The 25,794-nt window shown below is 63.2% G+C and carries 22 protein-coding genes; 13 read left to right on the forward strand and 9 right to left on the reverse strand.

Going from position 1 to position 25,794, the window contains the following annotated elements; all coding sequences use genetic code 11:
• Positions 1-129 precede the first annotated feature (129 nt).
• From BM275_RS03345 to BM275_RS03355, 3 genes are all read left to right on the forward strand, one after another.
• Complete coding sequence (locus BM275_RS03345) at positions 130-531, forward strand: septal ring lytic transglycosylase RlpA family protein (protein WP_090519272.1); 402 nt, start codon at positions 130-132, stop codon at positions 529-531.
• Between the two features lie 67 nt (positions 532-598).
• Complete coding sequence (locus tag BM275_RS03350) at positions 599-1,684, forward strand: calcium/sodium antiporter (RefSeq protein ID WP_090519274.1); 1,086 nt, start codon at positions 599-601, stop codon at positions 1,682-1,684.
• Positions 1,685-1,722: 38 nt separating this feature from the next.
• On the forward strand, positions 1,723-2,808 hold the full coding sequence (locus BM275_RS03355; RefSeq protein WP_014821403.1) for a calcium/sodium antiporter: 1,086 nt from the start codon (positions 1,723-1,725) through the stop codon (positions 2,806-2,808).
• A gap of 43 nt (positions 2,809-2,851) precedes the next feature.
• On the opposite strand, the gene BM275_RS03360 is transcribed toward BM275_RS03355, so the two are convergent.
• The 6 genes from BM275_RS03360 to BM275_RS03385 form a co-directional block, all read right to left on the reverse strand.
• Complete coding sequence (locus BM275_RS03360; RefSeq protein ID WP_023445929.1) at positions 2,852-3,277, reverse strand: bactofilin family protein; 426 nt, start codon at positions 3,275-3,277, stop codon at positions 2,852-2,854.
• Positions 3,278-3,294: 17 nt separating this feature from the next.
• Positions 3,295-3,651, reverse strand: a complete 357-nt coding sequence (locus tag BM275_RS03365) for a hypothetical protein (RefSeq protein WP_014821405.1) — start codon at positions 3,649-3,651, stop codon at positions 3,295-3,297.
• Positions 3,632-4,609 carry a M23 family metallopeptidase gene (locus tag BM275_RS03370; RefSeq protein ID WP_090519276.1) on the reverse strand — a complete coding sequence of 326 codons (978 nt, stop codon included), beginning with the start codon at positions 4,607-4,609 and terminating at the stop codon, positions 3,632-3,634. The genes BM275_RS03365 and BM275_RS03370 overlap by 20 nt, the downstream gene beginning before the upstream one ends.
• A gap of 186 nt (positions 4,610-4,795) precedes the next feature.
• A complete protein-coding gene (locus tag BM275_RS03375) occupies positions 4,796-5,737 on the reverse strand; it encodes an AEC family transporter (RefSeq protein ID WP_090519278.1) in 942 nt (313 codons plus the stop codon).
• A 105-nt stretch (positions 5,738-5,842) separates the two neighbouring features.
• Positions 5,843-6,403 (reverse strand): response regulator transcription factor, encoded by a 561-nt coding sequence (locus BM275_RS03380; RefSeq protein WP_014821408.1) that lies wholly within the window; start codon positions 6,401-6,403, stop codon positions 5,843-5,845.
• Between the two features lie 32 nt (positions 6,404-6,435).
• A complete protein-coding gene (locus BM275_RS03385; protein ID WP_003302234.1) occupies positions 6,436-7,689 on the reverse strand; it encodes an ATP-binding protein in 1,254 nt (417 codons plus the stop codon).
• A gap of 152 nt (positions 7,690-7,841) precedes the next feature.
• Here BM275_RS03385 and BM275_RS03390 point away from each other — a divergent pair, with 152 nt between their 5' ends.
• The 6 genes from BM275_RS03390 (at position 7,842) to BM275_RS03415 (ending at position 14,720) form a co-directional block, all read left to right on the forward strand.
• On the forward strand, positions 7,842-8,546 hold the full coding sequence (locus BM275_RS03390) for an SIMPL domain-containing protein (protein ID WP_090519280.1): 705 nt from the start codon (positions 7,842-7,844) through the stop codon (positions 8,544-8,546).
• 178 nt (positions 8,547-8,724) lie between these two features.
• Positions 8,725-10,929 carry a TonB-dependent receptor domain-containing protein gene (locus BM275_RS03395; protein WP_090519281.1) on the forward strand — a complete coding sequence of 735 codons (2,205 nt, stop codon included), beginning with the start codon at positions 8,725-8,727 and terminating at the stop codon, positions 10,927-10,929.
• 158 nt (positions 10,930-11,087) lie between these two features.
• Complete coding sequence (locus BM275_RS03400) at positions 11,088-11,681, forward strand: PepSY-associated TM helix domain-containing protein (protein ID WP_090519283.1); 594 nt, start codon at positions 11,088-11,090, stop codon at positions 11,679-11,681.
• 9 nt (positions 11,682-11,690) lie between these two features.
• Entirely contained in the window at positions 11,691-12,200 is a 510-nt protein-coding gene (locus tag BM275_RS03405; protein ID WP_023445936.1) for a DUF2271 domain-containing protein, read from the forward strand.
• Between the two features lie 14 nt (positions 12,201-12,214).
• Complete coding sequence (locus BM275_RS03410; protein ID WP_090519285.1) at positions 12,215-13,090, forward strand: DUF4198 domain-containing protein; 876 nt, start codon at positions 12,215-12,217, stop codon at positions 13,088-13,090.
• Between the two features lie 70 nt (positions 13,091-13,160).
• On the forward strand, positions 13,161-14,720 hold the full coding sequence (locus BM275_RS03415) for a sulfite reductase subunit alpha (protein WP_090519286.1): 1,560 nt from the start codon (positions 13,161-13,163) through the stop codon (positions 14,718-14,720).
• A gap of 60 nt (positions 14,721-14,780) precedes the next feature.
• Here the strand turns inward: BM275_RS03415 and BM275_RS03420 are convergent, their stop codons facing one another.
• Positions 14,781-17,039 carry a TonB-dependent receptor gene (locus tag BM275_RS03420; protein ID WP_090519288.1) on the reverse strand — a complete coding sequence of 753 codons (2,259 nt, stop codon included), beginning with the start codon at positions 17,037-17,039 and terminating at the stop codon, positions 14,781-14,783.
• Positions 17,040-17,177: 138 nt separating this feature from the next.
• Between BM275_RS03420 and BM275_RS03425 the strand changes: the two genes are divergently transcribed.
• Both BM275_RS03425 and BM275_RS03430 read left to right on the forward strand, forming a co-directional pair.
• Positions 17,178-17,858, forward strand: a complete 681-nt coding sequence (locus tag BM275_RS03425) for a Fe2+-dependent dioxygenase (protein WP_090519290.1) — start codon at positions 17,178-17,180, stop codon at positions 17,856-17,858.
• Positions 17,858-18,616, forward strand: coding sequence for a tetratricopeptide repeat protein (locus tag BM275_RS03430; protein WP_090519291.1), 759 nt, complete (start codon positions 17,858-17,860; stop codon positions 18,614-18,616). Before BM275_RS03425 ends, BM275_RS03430 begins: the two co-directional genes overlap by 1 nt.
• A 58-nt stretch (positions 18,617-18,674) precedes the next feature.
• Here BM275_RS03430 and BM275_RS03435 read toward each other — a convergent pair whose 3' ends face one another.
• Positions 18,675-19,838, reverse strand: a complete 1,164-nt coding sequence (locus BM275_RS03435; protein WP_003302224.1) for a type III PLP-dependent enzyme — start codon at positions 19,836-19,838, stop codon at positions 18,675-18,677.
• Between the two features lie 406 nt (positions 19,839-20,244).
• Here BM275_RS03435 and BM275_RS03440 point away from each other — a divergent pair, with 406 nt between their 5' ends.
• Positions 20,245-21,828 carry a peptide chain release factor 3 gene (locus BM275_RS03440; protein ID WP_038657220.1) on the forward strand — a complete coding sequence of 528 codons (1,584 nt, stop codon included), beginning with the start codon at positions 20,245-20,247 and terminating at the stop codon, positions 21,826-21,828.
• A gap of 123 nt (positions 21,829-21,951) precedes the next feature.
• Positions 21,952-22,359 (forward strand): endonuclease domain-containing protein, encoded by a 408-nt coding sequence (locus BM275_RS03445; protein WP_090519292.1) that lies wholly within the window; start codon positions 21,952-21,954, stop codon positions 22,357-22,359.
• A 927-nt stretch (positions 22,360-23,286) separates the two neighbouring features.
• Here BM275_RS03445 and BM275_RS03450 read toward each other — a convergent pair.
• Positions 23,287-25,680, reverse strand: a complete 2,394-nt coding sequence (locus BM275_RS03450; RefSeq protein WP_090519293.1) for a membrane-bound PQQ-dependent dehydrogenase, glucose/quinate/shikimate family — start codon at positions 25,678-25,680, stop codon at positions 23,287-23,289.
• Between the last annotated feature and the right edge of the window lie 114 nt (positions 25,681-25,794).

The raw sequence follows: 25,794 nt of genomic DNA on the forward strand, positions 1-25,794 counted from the left end.
GCCCTCCGCGGTTGCCCCTGCTGCAACCGCGGACATCGCTGCATCACCGCTCCCGGCATCGCCACAACGTCACGACACCTGCCGCGGGCCATCGCCGACTCAGCGATCGACCCAACGGAAGGATTGTTCATGCGCCTGACACGCTTCACCGCCCTATTGTTGCTGGTCTTGCTGGTCAGCGGCTGCGCAGATCGCCAGCCGGCCCAACCCGCCAAGGCACCACCGACCACGCAAGAGCGCTTCAGCCAGAGCGGCAAGGCCTCTTATTACGCGCGGATGCATCACGGCCAACGCACCGCCAACGGCGAAACCCACGATCAGAACGCGCTGGTGGCGGCCCATCGCAGCCTGCCTTTCGGCACGCGGGTGCGGGTCACCAACGAGCAGAACGGCAAGCAGGTGGTGGTACGTATCAACGACCGCGGACCATTTCGCCGCGGCCGCATCATCGACCTTTCCCGCGCCGCGGCGGCACAACTGGACATGCTCAAGACCGGCGTGATCCGCGTGCGTATCGAAACCCTCCCATGAAGGAACAGGCACCTGCAGTGATGTCACAAAGCACAGACTGCGCTACCCCAGCCAAGGGAGCGCCCGCATGTCGCTGATTACCTTTGGCTACCTCATCAGCGGCCTGGTACTGCTCGTCGTCGGTGCCGAAGCGCTGGTACGCGGCGCGGCCAAACTGGCCAGCCGCTTCGGCATTCCGCCCCTGATCATCGGATTGACGGTGGTGGCCTTCGGCACCAGCGCCCCGGAAACAGCCGTCAGTGTGCAGGCGTCGCTGAATGGCAGCGGTGACATCGCAGTAGGCAACGTGATCGGCAGCAACATCGCGAACATCCTGCTGATTCTCGGCATTTCCGCACTGATCGCACCGCTGGTGGTATCCCGGCAACTGATCCGCCTCGATGTGCCAGTGATGATCGGCGCCGGCCTGCTCTGCTATGGACTGGCCTGGAACGGCAGCATCAGCCGACTGGACGGTATCCTGCTGCTCGTTGCCCTGATTGGTTACACACTGTTTCTGGTCCTCGCCAGCAAGCGGGACAAGCCGGGACCAGGCGTCGACGAATTCGACACCGAGTTCGGCCCGGACGCTGGCGACAAGCCTTATGCCTGGGTGCTCCAGCTGCTGCTGATCCTGCTCGGCCTGGGGCTGCTGGTGGGAGGCTCGAATCTGCTGATCGAAGGTGCCGTTGGCCTTGCGCGCGCGCTCGGTCTTTCCGAGCTGGTCATCGGCCTGACGGTGGTTGCGGTCGGCACCTCGATGCCGGAGCTGGCGACCTCGGTGCTGGCGGTCATCAAGGGGGAGCGCGACATTGCTGTCGGCAATGTGGTGGGCAGCTGCATCTTCAACCTGCTGCTGGTACTCGGAGCCGGCGCCGCGGTGGCCGCGGAAGGCCTGTCCATTTCCCCCAATGCGCAGTCCTTCGACTTCCCGGTAATGCTGGCCGTGTTCGTCGCCTGCCTGCCGATTTTCTTTTCCGGGTATTGCATCCGGCGCTGGGAAGGTCTGATGTTTTTCGCCTATTACCTGGCCTACACCCTGTATCTGGTGATGTTCGCCACCGGCCTGGGTGCCATCGAGCTGCTGCGCGACGCGATGCTCTGGTTCGCGTTCCCCTTGACGGCCGTCACGCTTTTGGTGATCTTCCTGCGCGCCTGGCAACACCAGCACTGAAACACCCACTTTCTGGATTTTTTGCGGAGCGCCCCATCGTGACCCTGATGACCTTTGTCTACCTCATAGCCGGCCTGGTGCTGCTCGTTGCCGGCGCGGAGGTCCTGGTGCGAGGTGCAGCCAAACTCGCCGCCCAGTTCGGCATCTCCCCACTGGTCATTGGCCTCACCGTGGTCGCCTTCGGCACCAGCGCGCCGGAGACGGCCGTCAGCGTGCAGGCCGCACTCAATGGCAGCGGTGACATCGCGATCGGTAACGTCGTGGGCAGCAACATCGCCAACGTACTGCTGATTCTCGGCATGACCGCACTGGTCGCACCACTGGTGGTATCGCGTCAACTGATCCGTCTGGACGTGCCGATCATGATCGGCGCCAGCCTGGTGACCTTCGGCCTGGCGTGGGACGGAGAACTCAGCCGTATCGACGGTGCACTGCTGTTCACCGCGGTAGTGGTCTACACGCTGTTCCTGATCATAAGCAGTCGCCGCGAAAAAGCTGCGGAAGTCGACGACGAGTTTGCCAAGGAGTTCGGGCTGGATGAGCCGGCCAAGCCGCATGCTGGGCTGATCAACGCTGGCCTGGTGATCGCAGGCCTGGTGTTGCTGGTGGTGGGCTCCAATTTCCTCGTCGAGGGCGCCGTGGCCCTGGCCCGGGCGCTCGGCCTATCGGAGTTGGTCATTGGCCTGACCGTGATCGCCATCGGCACCTCACTGCCAGAACTGGCCACCTCGATCATGGCGGCCTTTCGCGGCGAGCGCGATATCGCCGTCGGCAACATCGTTGGCAGCAACATCTTCAATCTGCTCTGCGTACTCGGCCTGGCCTCGCTGGTGTCGCCGCAGGCGATCGGCGTGTCTTCGAACGCGCTAGCCTTTGATTTCCCGGTGATGATCGCGGTAGCGGTAGCCTGCCTGCCGATCTTCTTCGCCGGCTACTGCATCAAGCGCTGGGAAGGCGCCCTGTTCGTCGCCTATTACGTGGCTTACACCCTGTACCTGGTGCTGACCAGTACCGGCCGCCCGTTCGCGGAAACCTTTGGCGACGCCATGCTGGGCTATGCACTGCCGCTGACCGCGATCACGCTGCTGGTCATCGCCGGCCGCGCCTGGAAAACCCAGCGCTGACAACAGGACAAACCACCGGCGGGCCTGGCTGGCCCGCCTTCACTCAGCCCTCACGCACCTGAGGCCGCGGCAACTCGAACACCTGGGCACTCTCCTCTTCGTCACCCATGCGGTTGAGGGTCCCGTCGACCACCGCGCCGTTCTCCATGCTCAACTGGCGATAGCGGATGTTCCCGCGCACGCGCGCGTTGGAATGTAGTTCGAGCAGATGCTCGACCACCAGATCGCCGACGATGGTGCCGTCGATCAACGCATCGTAACTGCTCACGTTGCCCTCAATTCTTCCCTCGGCGCTCAGGGCCAGCAGGCTGTGTGTGCCCGGCTTGTGGCAGACATCGCCGCGCACTTCACCGCTAACCTTCAATCCTTCCTCGAAGGTCACATCCCCGATCAGGGACAGGTTGTCGGAGATCAGGCTGGAAAATTGATCGATGGTGACGCGGGGTACCGGCTTCTTCTTGTTGAACATCATCTACTCCAAAAAAGTTAACGGGCCTTCTTCTGCTGACGGAAGAACGCCAGATCGGTCTGCAGCCGCTCGACCTGCGCTGAGAGAGTGGCTATACGCCTTAGCAATTGCTCTTCGGTGGCCTGGATTTCCTGGCGCTTCAACCGGCTCTGCCCAAGCGCGGCCCTGAGTGCCTGGCTGTCCTGCGTCAGCGCCTCAACCTGCCGTGCATGAGCCACCTGCTCGTGGTTGCGCAGGTACAGCAGCGCGCCGATCACACAGAGCAGTCCAAAGATCAGCCAACGTCCGCTGCGCGCGCTGCGCGCGGCTTGCAGTCGGTGCTCGGCGCGTAGCAACTCGCGCGTGGAAGGGCGTTTAGTCCTCAGCCAGGCCATCGCTGTCACGCTCCAGATCACCCAGGGCCAGGAACCGCTGCGGGTCGACGAAGCGCCCCTTGTGCAGCACCTCGAAATGCAGATGAGGACCAGTGGATCGGCCTGTCGAACCCACCGCACCGATACGCTGTGCCGGCGTGACGACCTCACCCTGGCGAACATCCAGTCGCGACAGGTGGGCATAGCGCGTGACCAGGCGATTGCCATGGTCGATCTCCACCAGTTTGCCGTAGGCACCTCGGTAGCCGGCGAAGCGCACCCGGCCTCCCGCCGCAGCGACCACGTCGGAGCCGCTGCGCAACGCGAAGTCCACCCCGGAATGGAACGCCAGTTTCTTGCGGAAGGGGTCGACGCGATTGCCGAAAGCCGAGCCCAGCCGTGCCTCGCCTACCGGTCGCCGTGACGGAATCGCCATGAGCGCCGCGTTGCGCTCGGCCACTTGTTGCATCAGCCCGTCCAGCATCACCCGCATGCAGCGCGCAGAGGTCTCGCTGTGCTGCAGGTCGGCAAGGCTCAGCCGCTCGGCATCGACCAGCAGCTCCCCCGAACAACCCCGAGGCGGCAACAGCGCGCCGCCCTGCCCTGCGCCGTCCGCGCGTGCCGGCACCAGCACGGGCAGCAGCGTCGGGTCCAACGCCGACAGCTGGCCATGCAAAACACGCTGTTGATCCATCATCTGCTGCAGGGCGAGCAGATCGGATTCGAGAGTTTTCAACCGGCCGACCACCTCGCCGACGCGGGCGATGGCAAAGCGGTCCTCATCCTCGACGGGTACATCACCCTGATGCGTGGCCAGGTTCGGCGTGCGCAGATCGCTGCCAAGCCAGACACCGCCGGCAAAGCTTCCCAGACTCAGCACCAGCAACAGCGCAAAACCCGGAACCGCAAGGCGCCGCGGGTTCACCACGCGTATGTCGTCACGCGTCAGCGAGCGGCTCGAAGGTGTGAAAAATGCCATGAGAGATTCCCTAGAACACGGAGCGGCCGCCTCGCCAGGCAAGCCGTTGAACGTCCAGGGCAATTTGACGCAAACGCACTTTTTTTTCTGAGGCCTGATGACCGATTACGACCATCGCGCCGCGATTCTTAAGCTGAGAGCCGCATTGGCGACGAACGGCGCGGCGAATCGCAGCCAAGGTCTCGACTAGATCCAGCCCAGCCAGCCCAGCAGAAACAGCCCGGCGTTGATGCTCAGCGCTGCCATCAGCGTCGTGATGACAATGATGGTCGCGGCCAGCTGATGATTGGAATTGACCGCGCGCGCCATGACGAAACTCGCTGCCGCCGTTGGGCTGGCAAAGTAGAGAAACAGGATACCCAGCTCCGCATCGCGAAAGCCGTAGGCCCAAGCACCCAGGGTCGCGAGTGCCGGCAGCCAGACCATCTTCATCAGGCTCGAACTGAGCGCACTGCCGCTGCTCTTGCGCAACGCATCCAATGACAGCGTGGCGCCGATGCAGATGAGCGCCAGTGGCAAGGTCATCTGCGCAAAGTACTGGCCCGAGGTCATCAGCCAGCCCGGCAAGTCAATCTGCCAATAGGCAAAGGGCACGGCCGCGACCACACCAATGATCAGCGGATTACGCAGGATGCTGAGCAAAATTTCCTTCGGGCCGACCTGCCCATCCGGGCTGTAGATGGCGAGCACCATCGCCGAGAGGCTGTTGTAGACCAGAATCACCACCCCGGCGAGCACACCGCCAACCGACAGGCCGTAGTCACCGTAGAGGCTGCTGGCCAGCGCCAGACCGACGATGCCGTTGTTGCCACGAAAAGCGCCCTGCACGTACACGCCGCGATCGGGTGCCGGGCAACGCCACAAGGCCCAGACCCAGGCCACGATGAATGTCGCAATTGTGGCGAGCACGAAATAGAGCAGCAGTGCCGGCTGCAGCGCCGCTGTCAGATCGGCCTTGATGATGGAGATGAACAGCAGCGTCGGCATGGTGCCCCTGAACACCAGCGCCGAAGCCGTATACACGAACGCAGCGTCGATCCAGCCGAGGCGCTTGAGCGCGACACCGAGAAACAACATGGCAAACACCGGCGCAGTGACGCTCAGGGTTTGCAGTACGAGGGGGAGCATGGAAGACGCCTGCAACTACAAAGCTCGCAAGCATAAAGCATGCGTTACGCGAGGGCTCGGGCGTCGTGTGATGACAACGCCGCCCCCGCGAGACGATGACGCCGGTTAGCGTCGCACCGGACGTTTCTGTAGCTTGCGCTGCAAGGTCCGTCGATGCATGCCTAGGGCACGGGCGGTAGCGGAGATATTGCCGTCGTGCTCACTGAGCACCCGCTGGATATGCTCCCACTGCAGGCGATCGACCGACATGGGATTTTCCGGCACCAGGCTGTCGAGATCGGCATGCTGCGACAACAATGCCGCCAACACGTCGTCGGCATCGGCAGGCTTGCACAGGTAATTGCAGGCGCCGCGCTTGATCGCTTCCACCGCTGTGGCGATGCTCGAGTAACCGGTCAGGATCAACACCCGCATCTCGGGGTCCAGCTCGAGCAACTTGGGCAGCAGCACCAGGCCCGAATCGCCTTCCATCTTAAGGTCGAGCACTGCGTAGTCAGGAATATCCTGCTTGGCCAGGGCCAGGCCCTCCTCGGCAGAACCAGCAATGCTGACCTGCAGGCCCCGGCGACTCATGGCGCGCGCCATTACCCGGGTGAACGTCGGATCGTCATCCACCAACAGCAGGTGAGGTTGTTCTTCACCCTCTTGCTGCAACTCGTCGGTCATCTGTGCATTCCTCGCATTGGTCACGATCAGGATCAGGCGCGTACCGAACCATGCGGTAGGCGCAGTTCGGTCAGTGTGCCACCTTCTTCGTGATTGTAGAGCTTCACCGTGCCGCCAGCGCGCGTGACGCTGGCCTGACTGAGAAACAGACCAAGGCCGAAACCCTTGCCCTTGGTCGTGATGAAGGGTCTGCCGATCTGCTCGGCGATGGCCAGCGGAACACCGGCGCCGTGGTCACGGATGGTCAGCTTGATCCACTGCGGATCCCAGTCCAGGCGTATTTCCAGATCCTCGGGACTGGCATCGGTGGCGTTGTTCAACAGGTTGAGCAGCGACTGGCTGAGGTCCGCCGGCGGCATCAGCTTCGGCGCACTGCCAAGGCCGACGCACTGGAAGCGGAATGTTGCCTCTGGACGCATTAGGTGCCAGCGCTGCAGGACCGAGTCGACCCATTCGCGTGCGGTCTGCTCGACGACCGCCTGGCGCCTGTCCGCCTCGGCGGCGCGGACCAGCTGACGCAGGCTCTCCTTGCAGAGCTGGACCTGCGACTGCAGCAGGCCGAGATCCTCGCTCAGCTGCGGGTCCTTGTATTCCTGGCGCAACTCCTTGAGCAGCACGCTCATGGTTGCCAGCGGCGTGCCCAGTTCATGAGCGGCGCCAGCGGCCTGGGTGGCCACGGCGAGCAGTTGCTGGTCACGCATGCTCTCCTCGCGGCGCTGGGCCTGCTGCTGTTCCTGTCGGCGCAGCTGTTCGGCCATGCGCGCGACGAAGAAAGTGATCAGCGCGGCCGCCAGCGCGAAACTCAGCCACATGCCGTAAACCTGCAGCGTCGCCCGCTCGAAGGGTGGCAGGGTGAGCGGGTCGTACCAGACCAGCATCAGCGTGTAACCCAGCAGCGCCAGGCCGGAAAGCACGATGGAATAAAGCCACGGCAGGGTTGCTGCAGCGATGGTCAGCGGCACCAGGTAGTAGGACACGAACGGATTGGTCGAGCCGCCGGAGTAGTACAGCAGCGCGCTGTGGATCATCAGGTCGCAGCCCAGATGCACGGCGTATTCCAGCTCGGTGACGGGCCACGGGCCGCGCAAACGCAGTGCCGTACCTAGACAGAGCACCGCCGACACGGCCAGCGTGATGCCCAGCGCCAGCCAAGGCAGCGTCAGCATCTGCGTCGCGTAAGCCACGCCCACGGCGCCGGACTGTGCAGCCAGCACCACGATGCGAATAAGGGTCAGAAGCCGAAGGTTCTGCCGGCTGGCAGATAGCAGCGGGACGGATGTGTACATGGAGTCTCCAAGAATTCGGCGGAGTATAACCAAGCCGTCTGGCGGCCAAACCGAAATGCGGCAACTCGACGCACGGGCAGCTGCATACATTCACCGGCGCAGGTAGAGTCTTGCGCTATCGCACCGGCCGGTGCACATGCCAAGGATCCGTTATGCAGCCAACTCTCTTCCGCAGCGCAGCCCTCATGGCGCTGATCACCAGCCTCGTCAGCCTGCCCGCCTTGGCCGAGGAACCACGCTACAACCAGGTCGCCCTGCGCGCCGAGGTCAGCAGCGAAGTGGCCCATGACCGCATGCACGTCACGCTCTACAGCGAAGCACAACACAACGACCCCGCCCAGCTCGCGGCAGAGACCACCCGCGCGCTGAACCAGGCGCTGCAGACCGCTCGGCAGAGCAAGGATGTGATCGTCAGCCAGGGCAGCCGCAACAGCTATCCAGTCTATGACGACAAGGGCCAGCAGATCTCCGGCTGGCGGGAGCGTGCCGAGCTGCGCCTGGAGAGCGGCAACTTTGCCAGCCTGTCGAAGCTGACCGCCGAGCTGATGAAGAGCCTGAAGATGAGCAGCATGCACTTCAGTGTCTCCGACCCGATCCGCAAGCAGAACGAGGATGCTCTGCTCAAGGAGGCGGTCGCCGCGTTCCAGGCGCGCGCCCAACTCGCGACCGAAGCGCTCGGCGGCAGCGGTTACAAGCTGGTGAGCCTCAACCTCAACGGCGGCGGATTTCAACCTGTCATGCGCAGCAGCGCGATGAAGATGGACATGATGGAATCGGCACCCATCCCCGAAATCGAAGCGGGCACTCGCCAGGTCACGATCAACGCCGACGGCGTCATCGAAGTTCAGATGCCGTGACAGAAACTGACCGTTCGGACCACTTCTAAATATTCGCTTACAAATAGCCAGCCCGCGCTGTGCAAGGGCTGGCAACCGATTTGACGACCCAGATGAGAAACTAATGCAGTAAAGTCTACATTCTCGTTTACGAATGATTATCATGCGGGCGCCAACGAGACGGCTACAAGGAGCCCGCATGTCTATCCCCTTCGCACGTACCGCCCTGTCCTGCGCCATGATCGGCTGCAGCTGGACGGCTCTCGCCCAGAACGCGCCTGTCACGCTCAACGACACGGTCGTCAGCGCCTCCGGCTTCGAACAGAAGATCACCGAAGCACCGGCCAGCATCAGCGTCATCAGCCGTGAAGACCTGCAGCAGAAGCGCTACAACAACCTGGCGCAGGCACTGGGCGACGTGGAAGGCATCGACATCGGCCAGGGCACCGGCAAGACCGGCGGGCTCAACATCAGCATTCGTGGCATGCCCAGCCAGTACACCCTGATCCTCATCGACGGCCGTCGACAGAACGCCGCAGGCAATGTCACGCCAAACGGCTTCAACGAAACCTCCACCAGCTTCATGCCGCCGCTGTCGGCCATCGAGCGCATCGAAGTGATCCGTGGCCCGATGTCGACGCTCTACGGCTCCGACGCCATGGGCGGGGTAATCAACATCATCACCCGCAAGGTCGGCAAGGAGTGGACCGGCTCGGTGACACAGGATTACACCTACCAGCAAGATCGCGACTTCGGCGACACCCGCAACACCAGTGTCTACGCCAGTGGTCCGCTGGTCGACGGCCTGCTCGGTCTGCAGGTCCGCGGCAGCCTGTTTGATCGCCAGGAGTCGGACCTTAGCTACGGCAATGGCATCGACGTCAGCAAGCGCGGCCCCTCGCCCGTCGATGGTCGCAACCAGAACATCGGCGCCCGCCTGGCTCTGACCCCGCATCAGGACCATGACTTCGCGCTGGATATCGAGCGTGGACGGCAGGCATACAACAACGACGAATGCCAGCTCGGCACCCTCGACGGCTTGAACAGGGCTTGCACCGCACCGGATACCGCAGCGAACGGCTATGACGACGAGCTTCGCTTCGAGCGCGAACAGATCGCCCTGACCCACACCGGTCGCCTCGGCTTCGGCACGCTGGATTCCAGCCTGATGCACAACACCACCGAAACCTTTGGCCGGACCATTCCCGGCACCATCGGTGCGCCGACCGCCGTACCCGGGGCAATCGGCGGGGACGATCGCGAGCTGGAAACCACCAACCTGGTCTTCGACACCAAGCTGGTTGCCCCGATCGGCGAATCGCACATCGCCACCGTAGGCGGCCAATGGTGGAAAGCCGAAATGACCGATGGCATCGCCCAGACGGAATTCGAGCAGAAGACCTGGGCACTGTTTGCCGAAGATGAGTGGCGCCTGCGCGATGATCTGGCCCTGACTCTGGGCGCCCGCTATGACGACCACGAGTCCTTTGGTGGACATATCAGCCCGCGGGCTTACCTGGTCTGGAACACCACCGACAACTGGACCCTCAAGGGCGGCATCAGCAAGGGCTACAAAACGCCGGACCTGAACGACCTGCACGGCGGCATCAATGGCGTAACCGGCCAGGGCTCCATCATCACCATCGGCAACCCGGACCTGGACCCCGAAACGACCACCAGTACCGAGATCGGTGCCTATTTCGACAGCCTGACCGGCTTCAGCGCCAACGCCACGCTGTTCCACAACAAGTTCAAGGACAAGATCGCCAGCGGCGACCCGATCACCGATCCACTGTGCGCAGGCAACAACAACGGCACCTGCTCGCAGCAGATCAACGTCGACGAAGCGGTGACCCGTGGCCTGGAGCTGGCTGGCAGCTGGCAGTTCGCACCAGCCTGGAAACTGAGCGCCAACTACACCTACACCGACAGCGAGCAGAAGAGCGGGGATAACCAGGGAGAGCCGCTGACCAACACGCCCGAACACCTGGCCAACGCCAAACTCGACTGGCAGACCACCGACCGCCTGGGCCTGTGGCTGAAGAGCGAGTACCGCGGTGAGCGCGCGCGCTTCACCTCCAGCTACGAGAATCTCGCTAACGCCAACGGCAGCTACTCCACCAGCCAGTCGATCTACGACACGCTGGGCAAGAACGCCAAGGCATACACACTGTTTCACCTGGGCGGGTCGTATCGGGCTACGGAGAACCTGACGCTCAACGCGACGATCTACAACCTCTTCGACAAGGACTTCATCGACGGCAAGGCCTACACCACCTACTCCAATGGCGGGAGCGCAAACGGCACGGCCTACGGCACCGACTACAGCCACTCCGGCGCCGCCACCACCGGTATCGTGGAAGAAGGCCGCCGCCTGTGGCTGTCAGCCAACCTGACCTTCTGACCTGAAGGCGACAAAACAGAGCCGGGGTCATCCCGGCTCTGTTGTTTCTCGCCCATACGGATCATGAAAAACGCGAATGTATGCTGTTTGTAAATCTTTAGCATCGCCGCGTCAGTCGCCCTAGAATTCGCCCACCCTCCCATACGCCAAGGACCACCATGCATATCTGGCTCGGCACTCTGCGCCAATGGCACTGGATCAGCTCCGCGTTGTGCCTGGTCGGCATGCTGCTGTTTGCGGTCACCGGCATCACGCTGAACCACGCCGGGCAAATCGAGAGCAAACCGCTGGTGGAAACCCGCGAAGGACAGCTGCCCGAGCGGCTGCTCAACGGTCTGCAGGTCGACACCCCGGAGGACGGCCTGCCAGCTGACCTGCAGCGATGGCTGGAACAGACCCTGGGCGTGCAGCTGGCCGGTCGCGAAGCCGAGTGGAGCGATGGCGAACTCTACGTCGCCCTGCCCCGTCCTGGCGGCGATGCCTGGCTGAGTCTGAGCCTGGAAAGCGGCGAGCTGGAATACGAATCGACCGATCGCGGCTGGATCGCCTACTTCAACGACCTGCACAAGGGCCGTCACAGCGGCGAAGCCTGGAGCTGGTTCATCGATCTGTTTGCCGTTGCCTGTGTGGTGTTCAGCCTCACCGGCCTGCTGCTCCTGCAACGCCATGCCGGCAATCGCCCCGGCACCTGGCCACTGGTTGGCCTGGGGCTGGTGATTCCGCTGCTACTGGCGCTGATCTTCATTCATTAAGGACTGCTCATGCGTAAACGCCTGTTGTTCCCCCTCGCCCTGCTTAGCGCCCCGCTATACGCGGCGGACCTGCAGCTGGACGTGGAAATCCCCCGCCTGGATGTCGCCGAGTACCACCGTCCCTATGTCGCCATCTGGCTCGAGCGCCCGGACCAGAGCCACGTTGCCAATCTGGCGGTGTGGTACGACACCAAGCTCAAGGACAAGGAAGGTGAAAAGTGGCTCAAGGACCTGCGCCAGTGGTGGCGCCGTAGCGGCCGCAGCCTGGAAATGCCGGTTGATGGCGTCAGCGGCGCCACCCGTGCCGTGGGCAGCCACAGCCTGAAGTTTTCTGACAAGCAGGCGCCGTTCAAAACGCTGGAGGCCGGCGAGTACCGCGTGGTGGTCGAAGCCGCCCGTGAGGTCGGTGGCCGCGAGCTGCTGCGCGTCCCATTCAGCTGGCCGCCCCAGCAGAACGCCGAACATCAAGCCCAGGGCAAGAGTGAGCTGGGCGCCATCAATCTCACGCTGACCCCATGAACAGGAAGCACGCCATGAAACCCGTCATCAAATGGACCGCCCTGGCCCTCGCCGTCTGCCTGCCGCTTTCGGCCCAGGCCCACCGCGCCTGGATGCTGCCTTCGGCCACCGTGCTCTCGGGTGAAGAGCCTTGGATCACCGTCGACGCCGCGGTTTCCAACGACCTGTTCTATTTCGAACACGTGCCGATGCGCCTCAAGGGTATCGGCGAGGCAGCCCAGGCGCCGGCAGGTGGCCCGCCCGGCATGCGCGGGCGGCCGGTTCCGGAGCTGCAGGTCATCGCCCCGGATGGCTCCAAGGTTGCGGTACAGAACGGCGCCATCGGCCGCTACCGCAGTACCTTCGATGTGCAGCTGAGCCAGAAGGGCACCTACAAGCTGGCGGTCGCCAACAACGGCCTGTTCGCCAGCTGGAAGGAAAACGGCCAGATGCGCCGCTGGATGGGCACCCCGGAAAGCTTCGCCAAGGACGTCCCGGCCAAGGCCGAAGGTCTCAAGGTCAGCCAGACCAGCAACCGCATGGAAGTGTTCGTGACCTCCGGTGCGCCCAGCACTGACGTACTCGCGCCCAGCGGCCAGGGCCTGGAACTCAAGCCCGTCACCCACCCCAACGACCTGTTCGCCGGCGAAGCGGCGGAGTTCGTCTTTCTGCTCGATGGCAAGCCGGCCGCGGATGTCGAGATCAGCGTGATCCCGGGCGGCAACCGCTACCGCGACCAACTGGGGGAGATCAGGACGAAAACCGACAAGGCCGGTAAGGCCAGCATCACCTGGCCGGAAGCCGGCATGTACTGGCTGGAAGCCGAGCTCACTACCGACAAGGGCGTCAGCAAGCCGGCCACCGAGCGCCGCGCCAGCTACAGCGCCACGCTGGAAGTGCTGGCGCCCTGACGCCAGCCCGCTGCCTGAGCACTGACGCTCAGGCAGCGCGCTACCGCATTCCCCGCAACGAGTCCGCTTCTTGCCCAGACCTTTCCAATCCGTCCGGCGCCTGTCGCCGCTGCTCGGCTGTCTCGCGGTCGCTGCGCTGCTGCTGTGGTGGCAGCCGCCGCGAGAGATCAGCGCTGCCGTGGTCGTCCTCGTCTATCTGGCCATGTCGCTGTATTGCTGGCGTAGACAGCTACCCCGCAAGGCAGCATCTACCAACGCGACCTCGGCGCTTGTGGTGACCTATGCCAGCCAGGGCGGGCAAGCCCGGCTCTATGCCGAGCGCAGTGCTGAGCAGCTTCGCGAAGCTGGCGTGAACGTGCAGCTGCTGCCGCTGAATGCGCTGGAGCCGAGCCGGCTGCCAGCGCGGCGCATCCTGTTCGTCGTCAGCACCTATGGCGAAGGCGAGGCGCCGGACGACGGCGCGCGTTTCGAGCGGCGCCTGAGCACGGCAAACCTGCAGCTGCAGGACCTCGAGTATGCCGTGCTGGCCTTCGGTGATCGCCAGTACCGCCATTTCTGTGCGTTCGGCCAGCGTCTGGATGAACGAATGCGCCAATGCGGCGCCACGCCACTGTTCGATCGCCTGGAAGCTGACCGAGCCGATCCCGGCGTGCTGCGTCACTGGCAACAGCAGCTGGCCCATTTAAGTGGCAACAGCGATTTCAGCGACTGGCTGCCGGCGCCCTATCGGCAATGGCAGCTCACCGAGCGCCGCTGCCTCAACCCCGGCAGTGCTGGCGCGCCAGTGCAGCATCTGACGCTCGTGCCAGTCGACGATCAGCAACGCTGGCGCGCCGGCGATATCGTCGAGGTCGGCCCGCAGCACGAACTGGCCCGCATGGAACGCTTGCTGCAGCAGCTGGATCACGACCCGCAGCAGCGGGTGGATGGACAGCGTCTGGCAAGCCAGCTGGCCGGATTACGCCTGCCGGACCTCGACGTGTTGCGCACGCTCGACCTGCCCGCCTTGCTGGCCCTGCCGCCCTTGCCGCACCGCGAATACTCCATCGCCTCGATACCCTCGGACGGCGCCGTGCAGCTGGTGGTGCGCGAAGCTCGTCATCCGGACGGCACGCTCGGCCTCGGCTCCGGTTGGCTGTGCCGTCACGCGGCGATTGGCGAGCGGATCGCCCTGCGCATCCGCAGCAACCCCGGTTTTCATGGGCCCTCGGTCGATACACCGCTGATCCTGATCGGCAACGGCACCGGGATCGCCGGATTGCGCGCGCACCTGCGCGAACGCGCAGCCGCGCCCCAAGGCTCACGCAGCTGGCTGCTGTTCGGCGAACGCAACGCCGCCCACGACTTCTTCTTTCGAGACGAACTGCAGCATTGGCTCGACAGCGGCCTGCTGGAGCGGCTGGACCTGGCGTTCTCTCGCGACCAGCCGGAAAAGCGCTATGTGCAGCAAGTCCTGCGGGACGCGGCCGACGACCTGCGCCGCTGGATAGATCAGGGCGCGGCGATCTACGTTTGCGGCAGCCTGGAAGGCATGGGGCAGGAAGTGCAGCAGATCCTGCTCGGTCTGCTCGGCCAGGCGCGGCTGGAACAGCTGAGCGAGCAGGGACGCTATCGCCGCGACCTGTATTGATGTCCGCCATAACGACAAAGGCCGCTTCGAAGAGCGGCCTTTGTCATTTTCACAGCGGGATCAGAAGTGGAAGTTGGTGCTCAGTAACGCAGTACGACCGGCCGCGACGTGGGCATAGTGGCTGCCGTAGACCTGATCGAAATAGCGCTTGTCGGTCAGGTTCTGCACGTTCAGCTGCAGGTCCAGATTCTTGCTCACGCGATAGGCGGCCATCGCATCGTAGCGCCAGTATTCCGGTACCTCGATGTTGTTGGCCGTGTCGCCGAAGCGGGAGTCGACGTAGGTCGCACCGCCACCGATGGTCAGGTCCTGGGTGAGGTTGTAGGTGTTCCAGAAGCTGAAGCTGTGCTTCGGCGTGCTCGGCACCTCGTTACCGTCGTACAGCCCTTCCACGTACACCGGCGCCGCGCGGGTGCCGACGTTGGCGGCACCGGACTTGACCAGTTCGGCGTCCAGATAGGTATAGCTGGCAAACACCTGCCAGTTACGGGTGATCTGGCCGGTGGCGGCCAGCTCCAGGCCGTCGACCTGGGTTTCACCGATGCTTTCCTGGAAACCGCTGGCGTTGGTAACCCGCGCGTTGGTCTTCTCGGTGCGGAACAGCGCGGCGGTCAGGCCGAGACGCTCGTCGAAGAAGTCCCACTTGGTGCCGATCTCGTAGTTGCGGTTGCGCTCCGGATCGAGAACCTGGTTGTTCACGCTGAGCGCATCGGAGCCTTCGCCGCCGGTCTCGCTGGACGGGTTGCTGGAGGTCGACCACGCCGCGTAGATGCTGCCATTGGGCAGCGGATTGAAGACCAGACCCAACTGGTAGTTCCAGAAGTGGCTCTTGTTCTCCGGCCGGGTGACGACACCGGCGGTGGAGACGGCCTTCTGCTCCGTTTCGTAGTCGTCGTAGCGCAGGCCCATGTTCAGCGACCACTGCTCGTTGAACTTCAGCGTATCGAAGACGTAGGCCGCCAGCGTTTCGGTGTCGGTATCGGTCGTCGCCGCGCTGCGCGCGATGCTGCCGGTCCAGGCATCCTTGGAGCTCGGGTTGGACAGGCTGATGCAGTCGCCCGAAGCCAGGTGCGCCGACGAACAGGTGTTGCCGCTGGTGCCCGGAGTGACCACGTAGGGTCGGTTGTGCACGCCGACATCGCTGATTTCCACGCCGGTCACCAGGGTGTGCTCGATGCTGCCGGTGTCGAATCGCGCCGTCAGATCGGTCTGGTTGACCCAGCTCTGGGTATCGGAATTGCGGCTCTTGGCAGAGCGCGAAACCAGTCCATTGGGCACGTTGCCACGCGAGTCGTCCGGGTTGGTGACGATGTAGTCCAGGGTGGTGCGGGCGATACGCGTGGTGTTGGAGACGGTCAGGTTCTCGTTCAGGTCGTGCTCGAGCCGAATGGTGCCGGCATCCGTGGTGCTCTCGCGGAAGTCGCGGCTTTCAAGGCCGTAGAAGTTGTCGCGATCCACGCTCACTGGCTCGCGACCTGGATTGCCTGGCGTAGCCACGGTCAGCGGAATGCCGTAGTCCGGCATGTCGTCTGTTTCCAGGTGGTAGTAAGACAGCGTCGCCCGAGTCGGCGTATCGAAGCCGAAGGTGATGGTCGGTGCCACGCCCCAACGACTGACATCCACACCATCGCGGCCGGCGACGTTGGCCTCGTGCTTCATCAGGTTCAGACGGCCGGCGACGTTGTCACCGAGCACGCGGTTGACGTCCAGCGTATAGCGGCGCGTCTGGTCCGAACCGAGGGTGACGCTGGCATCGCCGAAGTCGCGTTGCTTGGCGGTCTTGCTGATCAGGTTGAGGCTGCCGCCCGTGGAGCCGGAACCGGTGTAGGCGGAGCCCGGCCCCTTGCTCACTTCGATGCTCTCGACGTTGAAGATCTCGCGGGTTTGCGAGCCAACGTCACGCAGGCCGTCGATGAAGGTGTCGCTCTCGGCGTTGAAGCCGCGGATGATCGGCCGGTCGCCCGCCGGATTTCCGCCCTCGCCCGCACCGAAGGTGATGCCGGAAGTGGTGCGCAACGCATCGACCAACGTCAGCGAACCGGTGTCGCGAATCACCTGGTCGGTGATCACGGTGACCGACTTCGGTGTTTCGCGCAGCGGTGCCGTGTATTTCTTCGAGGCGGATGTATCGGCCTTGTAGGCCTGTTCCTGCTCACCGATCACCGTCACTTCATCGAGCGCAACCGGCGCTTCGCTGGGCGATGACGCTGCAGGGACGACCTGAGCCATGGAGGGAGCGGAGAAAGCGGTAAGGGCGACACCGATAGCCGAAGCCAACACGAGAGGTGGCTGGGCCAGTTCTAGAGACTGACGCGACATGTAATGCGGATCCTTGGAGATGACGCAACTGCGAATTGCTATTATTAGCAGGTAGCATTCTGATACATTCTGTCGCATTCTGAAACACCTGAATGCAAACTAATATCATTCGCCAATTCCACATCCTGTCGGTGATCGATGCTCCTACGCATTGCCAATGTGTTTTCCCGTGAAGAAACCGACCGTATTCGCTCCGCGCTGGAACAGGCCAACTGGCAGGACGGCCGCGTCACCGCTGGCTATCAGTCGGCCAAGGCCAAATACAATCTGCAGCTGGCGGAGGACGACCCACTCGCCCACGAGATTGCCGAAGCCATGCTGCAACGGCTCTGGCAGCACCCGCAGTTCATGTCTGCCGCGCTGCCGAGCAAGGTCTTTCCGCCCCTGTTCAACTGCTACACGGCAGGCGGCGAGTTTGGCTTTCACATCGACAATGCGGTGCGTCAGGTACGCAACAGCGCCGAACGCGTGCGCACCGACCTGTCCGCCACACTGTTCTTCAGCGATCCCGAGGAGTACGACGGCGGCGAACTGGTGATCCACGACACCTACGGCACCCAGCGGGTGAAGTTCGCTGCCGGCGACATGGTGCTCTACCCCAGCACCAGCCTGCACAAGGTCGAGCCGGTCACCCGCGGCGCACGGCTGGCTTCGTTCTTCTGGATTCAGAGCCTGGTGCGCGAGGATGCGCAGCGCACGCTGCTCTACGAGATGGACCAAGCCATCCAGCAGCTGACCGCCGATGTGCCGGAGCACCCATCCCTGGTGCAACTGACCGGCACCTATCACAACCTGCTGCGCCGCTGGGTCGAGGTCTGATGCCTCATCTTCTGCGCCGTGAGGAAGCCCTCGACAGCGACCAGCTGGGCAAGCTGGCCGAGGAACCGCACCGAGCCGCACGCCTGGTCCTCGCGGCCGCCGCGACCGGGGAAATCGACGCGCAGGCGCTGCTCGGGCAAATCCTGCTGGAGGGCCGCGGCATCCAGGCCGATCCCGAACTGGCCCTGACCTGGTTCGGCATTGCCGCCGGCCGCGGCCACGCCATGGCCTGCAACATGGCCGGACGCTGCCACGAGCTTGGCTGGGGCTGCCCGGCCAATCCCGCACGCGCCGCCGAGCGGTACCGGCGCGCGGCAGACATGGGGTTGGACTGGGGCATGTACAACCTGGCCAATCTGCTCGCCACCGGTCGCGGTGTTTCACAGGATGAAGCCGTGGCCTATCGCCTATACCGCCAGGCCGCCGAGCTGGGCCACGCCAAGTCGATGAACCTGACCGGACGCTGCCTGGAAGAAGGCCGCGGTGTGTCGCGCGACGTGTCAGCGGCGCACAGCTGGTATCGACGTTCCGCGGAGGCTGGCGACTTTCGCGGCCAGTTCAGCCATGCCGCCGTGCTGCTCACCCAGCAGCAATGGGACGCCGCCCGGCATTGGCTGGACCGCGCGCTTGAGGTTGGCCACCTGAAGTTCGTCGAGACCGCGCTGGCCAGCCTGCAGGCCGCCGCATTGCCTCAGATCGTCGATATCGTCGAGGCCTACGCGCGGCGACGCGACGAGCTACGCGCCGGGTTACGGTGAACGAAGCACAGAAACGAAAACGCCCCGCAATGCGGGGCGTTCGTTCATCGTCTACGGCTTAGATGTAGTAAGCCTTCAGCGGCGGGAAGCCGTTGAATTCGACGGCGCTGTAGCTGGTGGTGTAGGCACCGGTGGACAGCCAGTACAGGCGGTCGCCGATGGCCAGGTTAAGCGGCAGGCCGTACTTGTAGTTCTCGTACATGATGTCGGCGCTGTCGCAGGTCGGACCGGCGATCACCACTTCCTCGACTTCGCCCTTCTTCTCGGCATAGATCGGGAACTTGATCGACTCGTCCATTGTTTCGATCAGGCCGCTGAACTTGCCCACATCGACATACACCCAACGCTCGACCGCGGTACGCGACTTGCGTGCCACCAGCACCACTTCACTGACGAGGATGCCGGCGTTGGCGATCAGCGAGCGACCCGGCTCGAGGATGATTTCCGGCAACTCGTCGCCGAAGTCTTCCTTGAGGAAGCGGATGATTTCCTCGGCGTAGGTTTCAAGGCTGTTGGTGCGGGTGATGTAGTTGGCGGGGAAACCGCCACCCATGTTGATCATCTTCAGCTCGATGCCGTCTTCTTCCTTCAGACGCTCGAAGATCACCTTGACCTTGGCGATGGCGGCGTCCCATACGGAAATGTCGCGCTGCTGCGAACCGACATGGAAGGAAATGCCGTAGGGCTCCAGCTTCAGCTGACGTGCGAGGATCAAGAGATCCATCGCCATGTCGGTCTGGCAGCCGAACTTGCGCGACAGCGGCCAGTCCGCAGTGGTAGAGCCTTCGGTGAGGATGCGTACATAGACTTTCGAACCCGGCGCGGCCTTGGCGATGTTGCGCAGGTCGGCTTCCGAGTCGGTGGCGAACATGCGCACACCCTTGTCGTAGAAGTAGCGGATGTCCTTGGCTTTCTTGATGGTGTTGCCGTAGCTGATGCGCTCCGGGCCAACGCCGCGGGACATTACTTTGTCCAGCTCATAGATCGAGGCGATATCGAAGCTCGAACCCTTGTCGCGCAGCAGATCGATGATCTCGACCGCCGGGTTGGCCTTGACGGCGTAGTACACGCTGGCGAATTCGAAACCGGCGCGCAGGTCGTCATAGGCCTTGCTGATGGTTTCGGTGTCGATCACCACGAAGGGGGTTTCGTGCTGGTCGGCAAATGCCTTCATCTTCTGGAAGGTGGCGCGAGGGTAATAGTCTTCGATCTTGACCGTCATGCGTGGGACTCCAAAAAACGGGAAACAAAAGTCGGATGAGGGATGGAGGGCATCAGCCCTGACAAGAACGCCTGATCAGTTTCCCCACTTTGGTTCGCCTACTTCCCAAGGCATGTCGCCGAGTATCACGGAGGATCTCTCGTCGTCAGTACTTGAGCCGGATGGATCGTTGCCAGCATGGACGTTCGGGCGCGAACTTTAGGACCAAGGGGGGCATAGATCAATCAAAAAAACGTCCCGAAGGTGCATCCGTTTCTAGTTGTTGTCGATTCAAAACAAAGCGTCATGGAAACTGCACAAATCGGCGATTTCCGCAGCCGTGCGGGCCGCAGCGAAATCCATTTGCCGCTATAATCGCCGCCTTTTTTGACAGACCGACTACTCGTCGACGGGTTCCTTAATTCCGATGACCACTCAGGCCGCCGAAGTCGCGAAGCGCCGTACCTTCGCCATCATCTCGCACCCCGATGCGGGCAAGACCACCATCACCGAAAAGCTGCTGCTGATGGGCAAGGCGATCGCCGTTGCCGGTACGGTGAAGTCGCGCAAATCCGACCGCCATGCCACCTCCGACTGGATGGAGATGGAGAAGCAGCGCGGCATCTCCATCACCACCTCGGTGATGCAGTTCCCCTACCGCGAGCACATGATCAACCTGCTCGACACCCCCGGTCACGAGGACTTCTCGGAAGACACCTACCGCACCCTGACCGCGGTGGACTCGGCGCTGATGGTTCTCGACGGCGGCAAGGGTGTCGAGCCACGCACCATCGCGCTGATGGACGTCTGCCGCCTGCGCGACACGCCGATCGTGAGCTTCATCAACAAGCTCGACCGCGATATCCGCGACCCCATCGAACTGCTCGACGAAATCGAGGCGGTGCTCAAGATCAAGGCCGCGCCGATCACATGGCCGATCGGCTGCTACCGCGACTTCAAGGGCGTGTACCACCTCAAGGACGACTACATCATCGTCTACACGCCGGGCCACGGGCACGAGCGCACCGAGGTCAAGATCATCCAGAACCTCGATTCCGACGAAGCGCGCAAGCACATCGGCGACGAGTACGAGCGTTTCATCGAACAGCTGGAACTGGTTCAGGGCGCCTGCCACGAGTTCGACCAGGACGAATTCCTCAATGGTCAGCTGACCCCGGTGTTTTTCGGTACCGCGCTGGGCAATTTCGGTGTGGACCACGTGCTCGACGCCGTCGTCGACTGGGCGCCGATGCCGCTGCCCCGCGCGGCCAACGAGCGAGTGGTCGAGCCGGTCGAGGAGAAGTTCACCGGCTTCGTGTTCAAGATCCAGGCGAACATGGACCCCAAGCACCGCGACCGCATCGCCTTCATGCGCATCTGCTCGGGCAAGTACGAGAAAGGCATGAAGCTGCGCCACGCGCGCATCGGCAAGGATGTCCGCATCGCCGACGCCCTGACCTTCTTCTCCAGCGAGCGGGAAATGCTCGAGGAAGCCTGGGCCGGCGACATCATCGGCCTGCACAACCACGGCACCATCCAGATCGGCGACACCTTCACCGAGGGCGAGAACCTTGGCTTTACCGGCATCCCGCACTTCGCACCGGAACTGTTCCGCCGCGTGCGCCTGAAAGACCCGCTGAAATCCAAGCAGCTGCGCCAGGGCCTGCAGGAACTGGCCGAGGAAGGCGCCACCCAGGTGTTCTTCCCCGAGCGCAACAACGACATCATCCTCGGCGCGGTCGGCGTGCTGCAGTTCGACGTCGTCGCCAGTCGCCTGAAAGAGGAATACAAGGTCGAGTGTGCCTACGAGGCGATCAACGTCTGGTCGGCGCGCTGGATCGAATGCGATGACAAGAAGAAGCTCGAAGACTTCAAGAACAAGGCCTACGAGAACCTCGCCATTGACGGCGGCGGCCATCTGACCTACCTGGCACCGACACGGGTAAACCTGAGCCTGATGGAAGAGCGCTGGCCGGATGTGAAGTTCAGGGCAACGCGCGAGCATCACTGACCCAGGAATGCGCCTGCTGCGGGGTACAGCAGGCGTAGTTGATTCTGCACTTTACTGCCGCTGCGCTCATTTAGATGCGCTCTCGCATGGAAGCGAGAGGCTGCGTTTTCACAAGGACCGTGTATGCCCAACGAACGCGCCTCCCCCGAACAACGCCAGTTCGCCAGACACCTGCGATACCAACTCACCGATTGCGAGCGCCTGCTGTGGCGCCAGTTGCGCAATCGCGGCTTAGCCGGATTCAAATTTCGCCGACAGCATCCGTGCCCGCCCTATGTCCTGGATTTCTACTGTGCAGAATTGCGACTTGTAGTTGAACTCGATGGCGGTCAGCACTTCGACGAAGCTGGCATGGCGAAAGACCGTTTGCGCACGGCCTACCTGCAGCATCACGGGCTGGAGGTTCTACGCTTCAGCAATCTGGATGTGATACGGAATCTAGAGGGTGTTCTGACTGAAATCTTGAGCTGGATTGAGACCCGTACCCCTCACCCCAACCCTCTCCCCAATGGGGAGAGGGAGCTGGATTGAGGCAGCCGGATCACTTGCGCTCATGCAGACCGTGCAGAGCAAGCGAGGGGAGTGAGCGAGGGCTGTGCCCATCAAGCAGTTGCAACCACCACCAGCACGCTCTCACCCCAGCACCCAATCTCCGCATTACCGATACACCGGACTGAATCCGAGTCCTGACTGAAAGCTCGCACCGAATCGAGGCCCGCGCCCCTCACCCCAACCCTCTCCCCAACGGGGAAGAGGGAGCTGGATTGAGGAAGCCGGATCACTTGTGCTCATGCAGACCGCGCAGAGTAAGCGAGGGGAGTGAGCGCGGGCTGTGCCCATCAGGCAGTTGCAACAAACACCAGCACGCTCTCACCCCAGCACCCAATCCGCGCATTACCGATACACCGGCCTGAATCCGAGTCCTGACTGAAATCTTGCACCGGATCGAGGCCCGCGCCCCAACCATCTCCCCAAAGGGGAGAGGGGGCCTGAATGAAGCCACCGAACCCTTTGTGATCGGCCCGACACGCATTAAAGCGCATCGCCCTACACCCGGAACGAAAAACCGCGCGGTCTAGTCCCCTCTCCCCTTCGGGGAGAGGGCTAGGGTGAGGGGCTGGCGGCCACGACTAGCGTCGCAACTAAAACCCACACAGCCCGTTTCACCTACTCCTCAAGGGACCACGCGATCAATAAACCGCCCAGATTGGTACCGAGCAAGCCATGCCGGCCTGGCTCGAAGACCGCCCACCCAATCCTCTCCACAACGACGAGAGAGGGCCTGATTGAAGCCACCGAACATCCGCAACTAGCGGGCACATCATGCGTTTCGCCCTGCACCGGATCGGCAACCCAACCCGGTCAAGTCCCCTCTCCCCTCCGGGGAGAGGGCTAGGGTGAGGGGCTGGTGGCTATGTCGAGCGCTGCAGTCGACGTCGCCACCTGCCCCCGCCTCACCTACTCCTCAAGGGTCCACGCGATCAAGGAATCCCCCAGCTTGGTGCCGAACGAGCCATGCCCGCCGGCCATCTGCACCACGTACTGCTTGCCGGTCTTCTCGGACACGTAGGTCATCGGAGTCGCCTGGCCACCGGCAGGCAGGCGGCCCTTCCACAATTCCTTGCCGTTCTGCAGATCGTAGGCGCGCAGATAGTAATCCAGCGTTCCGCTCATAAAGGCCACTCCGCCGGCGGTGACGATCGGCCCGCCCAGTGCTGGCGTACCCACCGGGAAGGGAATGCCCAAGGGCGCACTGTCGCGGCTGGTGCCGTTCTTGTGCATCCAGACCTTCTTCATGCTGCGCAGGTCCAGCGCGGTGACGAAGCCCCATGGCGGCGTCTGGCACGGCAGGCCGAGCACCGACATGAACGGCTCCAGCCGCACCATATACGGCGCCCCCAGATTGGGCTGCAGGCCAGTCTCACCGCCGCCGGTACGCTCATCGGGGTCGACCTCGCTGCGCTTGACCATCGTAGAGATGAAGGCCAGGTAATTCGGCGCGCCGAACAACAGCTGTCGGCTCGGATCGACCGCCACCGATGGCCAGTTGAAAGTACCCACGTTACCCGGATAGATCAGCGAGCCCTGCTCCGACGGCGGCGTGAAGTCGCCCTCGTAACGCAGCTTGCGGAACTGGATGCGGCACATCATCTGATCCAGCGGCGTACCGCCCCACATGTCGCGCTCGCGCAGCGGTTCTTGCGGGGCGTAGCTGACGGCCGATGCGGGCTGGGTCGGCGCGGTGAACTCGCCGTAGTCAGTGCCTTGGGGCACGGGCATCTCTTCCACCGGCACGATCGGCTCGCCGGTACGGCGGTCGAGGATGTACAGATCGCCACGCTTGGTCGGCTGGATGATGGCCGGCACCTGGCCTTGTGGCCCTTCGATATCCACCAGCGTCGGCTGCGATGGCAGGTCGCGGTCCCAGAGGTCATGGTGCACGGTCTGGAATTCCCAGCGCACCTGGCCGGTCGCCAGGTCCAGCGCCACCAGGGTGTCGGTGAAACGCTCGGACTCCGGCGTGCGCGGCTGCGCCCACTGGTCCGGGGTCTGGTTGCCGGTGGGGATGTAGACCAGCCCCAGCGACTCGTCGGCAGTGGCGATGGTCCAGGAGTTTGGCGTGCTGCGCACGTAGGTTTCGCCGGGTGGCAAGGGCTCTGTGGCGTCCGGGTTACCCGGGTCGAAATTCCATACCAGCTCGCCGCTGCGCACGTCGTAGGCGCGAATCACGCCGCCGGGTGAATCCACCGCGCCGTTGTCGGTGATCGAGCCGCCGACGATGACCAGCTTCTCGGTCACCACCGGTGGTGAAGTCGGCAGGTAAACGCCCAAAGCGTCCTCACCGAGTCCAGCCTTCAGATCCACCACGCCGGCATTGCCGAAGTCCTCGCAGGGCTTGCCGTCCTCGACATCCAGCGCGACCAGAGTGCCGTCGTTGGTCGGCAAAAACAGCCTCCGCGCGCAACGCGCTACGGGCTGGTCGGACGGTGCCGTCGCTGCGGGCCCGTAGGCGTTGGCGTCATGGAAGGCCAGGCCACGGCAGGTCATGTGCTGGTAGTACTCGGCATCGCGGTTGATGCTCGGATCGAAGCGCCAGCGCTCCTCACCGCTGTCGGCATCGACGGCGATGGCGATGCTGTGCGGCGTGCAGATGAACAGATTGTCGCCAACCTTCAACGGCGTCACCTGATAGGTGATCTCGCCGGGGTCACCCTCGCCGGACAGGTCACCGGTGTGGAACTCCCAGGCCTTTTTCAACTTGCCGACGTTGTCCGGCGTGATCAGATCGGCCGTCGAATAACGATCGCCGCGGTCGGAGCCGCCGTAGGCTTTCCATTCGCCGGCAACCCGACCGGCCTGCCCCTCGGGATTCGAGCCCTGCATCTGCGCGTCGCTGAATTCACCCGTGATCGAGTGATAATCCTGGGTCAGCGAGTACCCGGCGATCAGCGCGCCGGCCAGCAGCCCCAAGCCAAGCAGGCCGCTGGCGCCATCACGCCAGACCAGCCGATCGCCGACGTAGCGATTGACGAAAGGCAGAATCAGCCAGAGCCCGAGGATGCACCAGAGGTCGATTCGCGGCGCCAACTGCCACCAGTCGAAGCTGACTTCGTACAGCGTCCACGCCAACGTCGCCAGCAGCAGCACCGCGTAGAGCCAGATCGCGGCGCGACGCCGAGCGAACAACAGCCCGGCCACGCCTAACAGCCCTATACCAGCCAGCAGGTAGTACCAGGAGCCACCCAACATCGCGAGGTAGCCGCCGCCGACCGCCATCAGCGCCCCCAGCAGCAGGACCACCACGGCGGTCAGGGTGATGCGCATGGGCCGCGGCCCGTAATCGATACTCATGCAACGCTCTCCAGCCAATTCATCTTCAAAACAAAAAGCAAAAAGCTGGCGAAACTTTCTGACACAAAGTCTCGCCAGCTTGTAGTGGATACGATAGGCGGGGCTTTAGTTCAG

The organism is Stutzerimonas kunmingensis (genome assembly GCF_900114065.1).
Classification (GTDB): domain Bacteria; phylum Pseudomonadota; class Gammaproteobacteria; order Pseudomonadales; family Pseudomonadaceae; genus Stutzerimonas; species Stutzerimonas kunmingensis.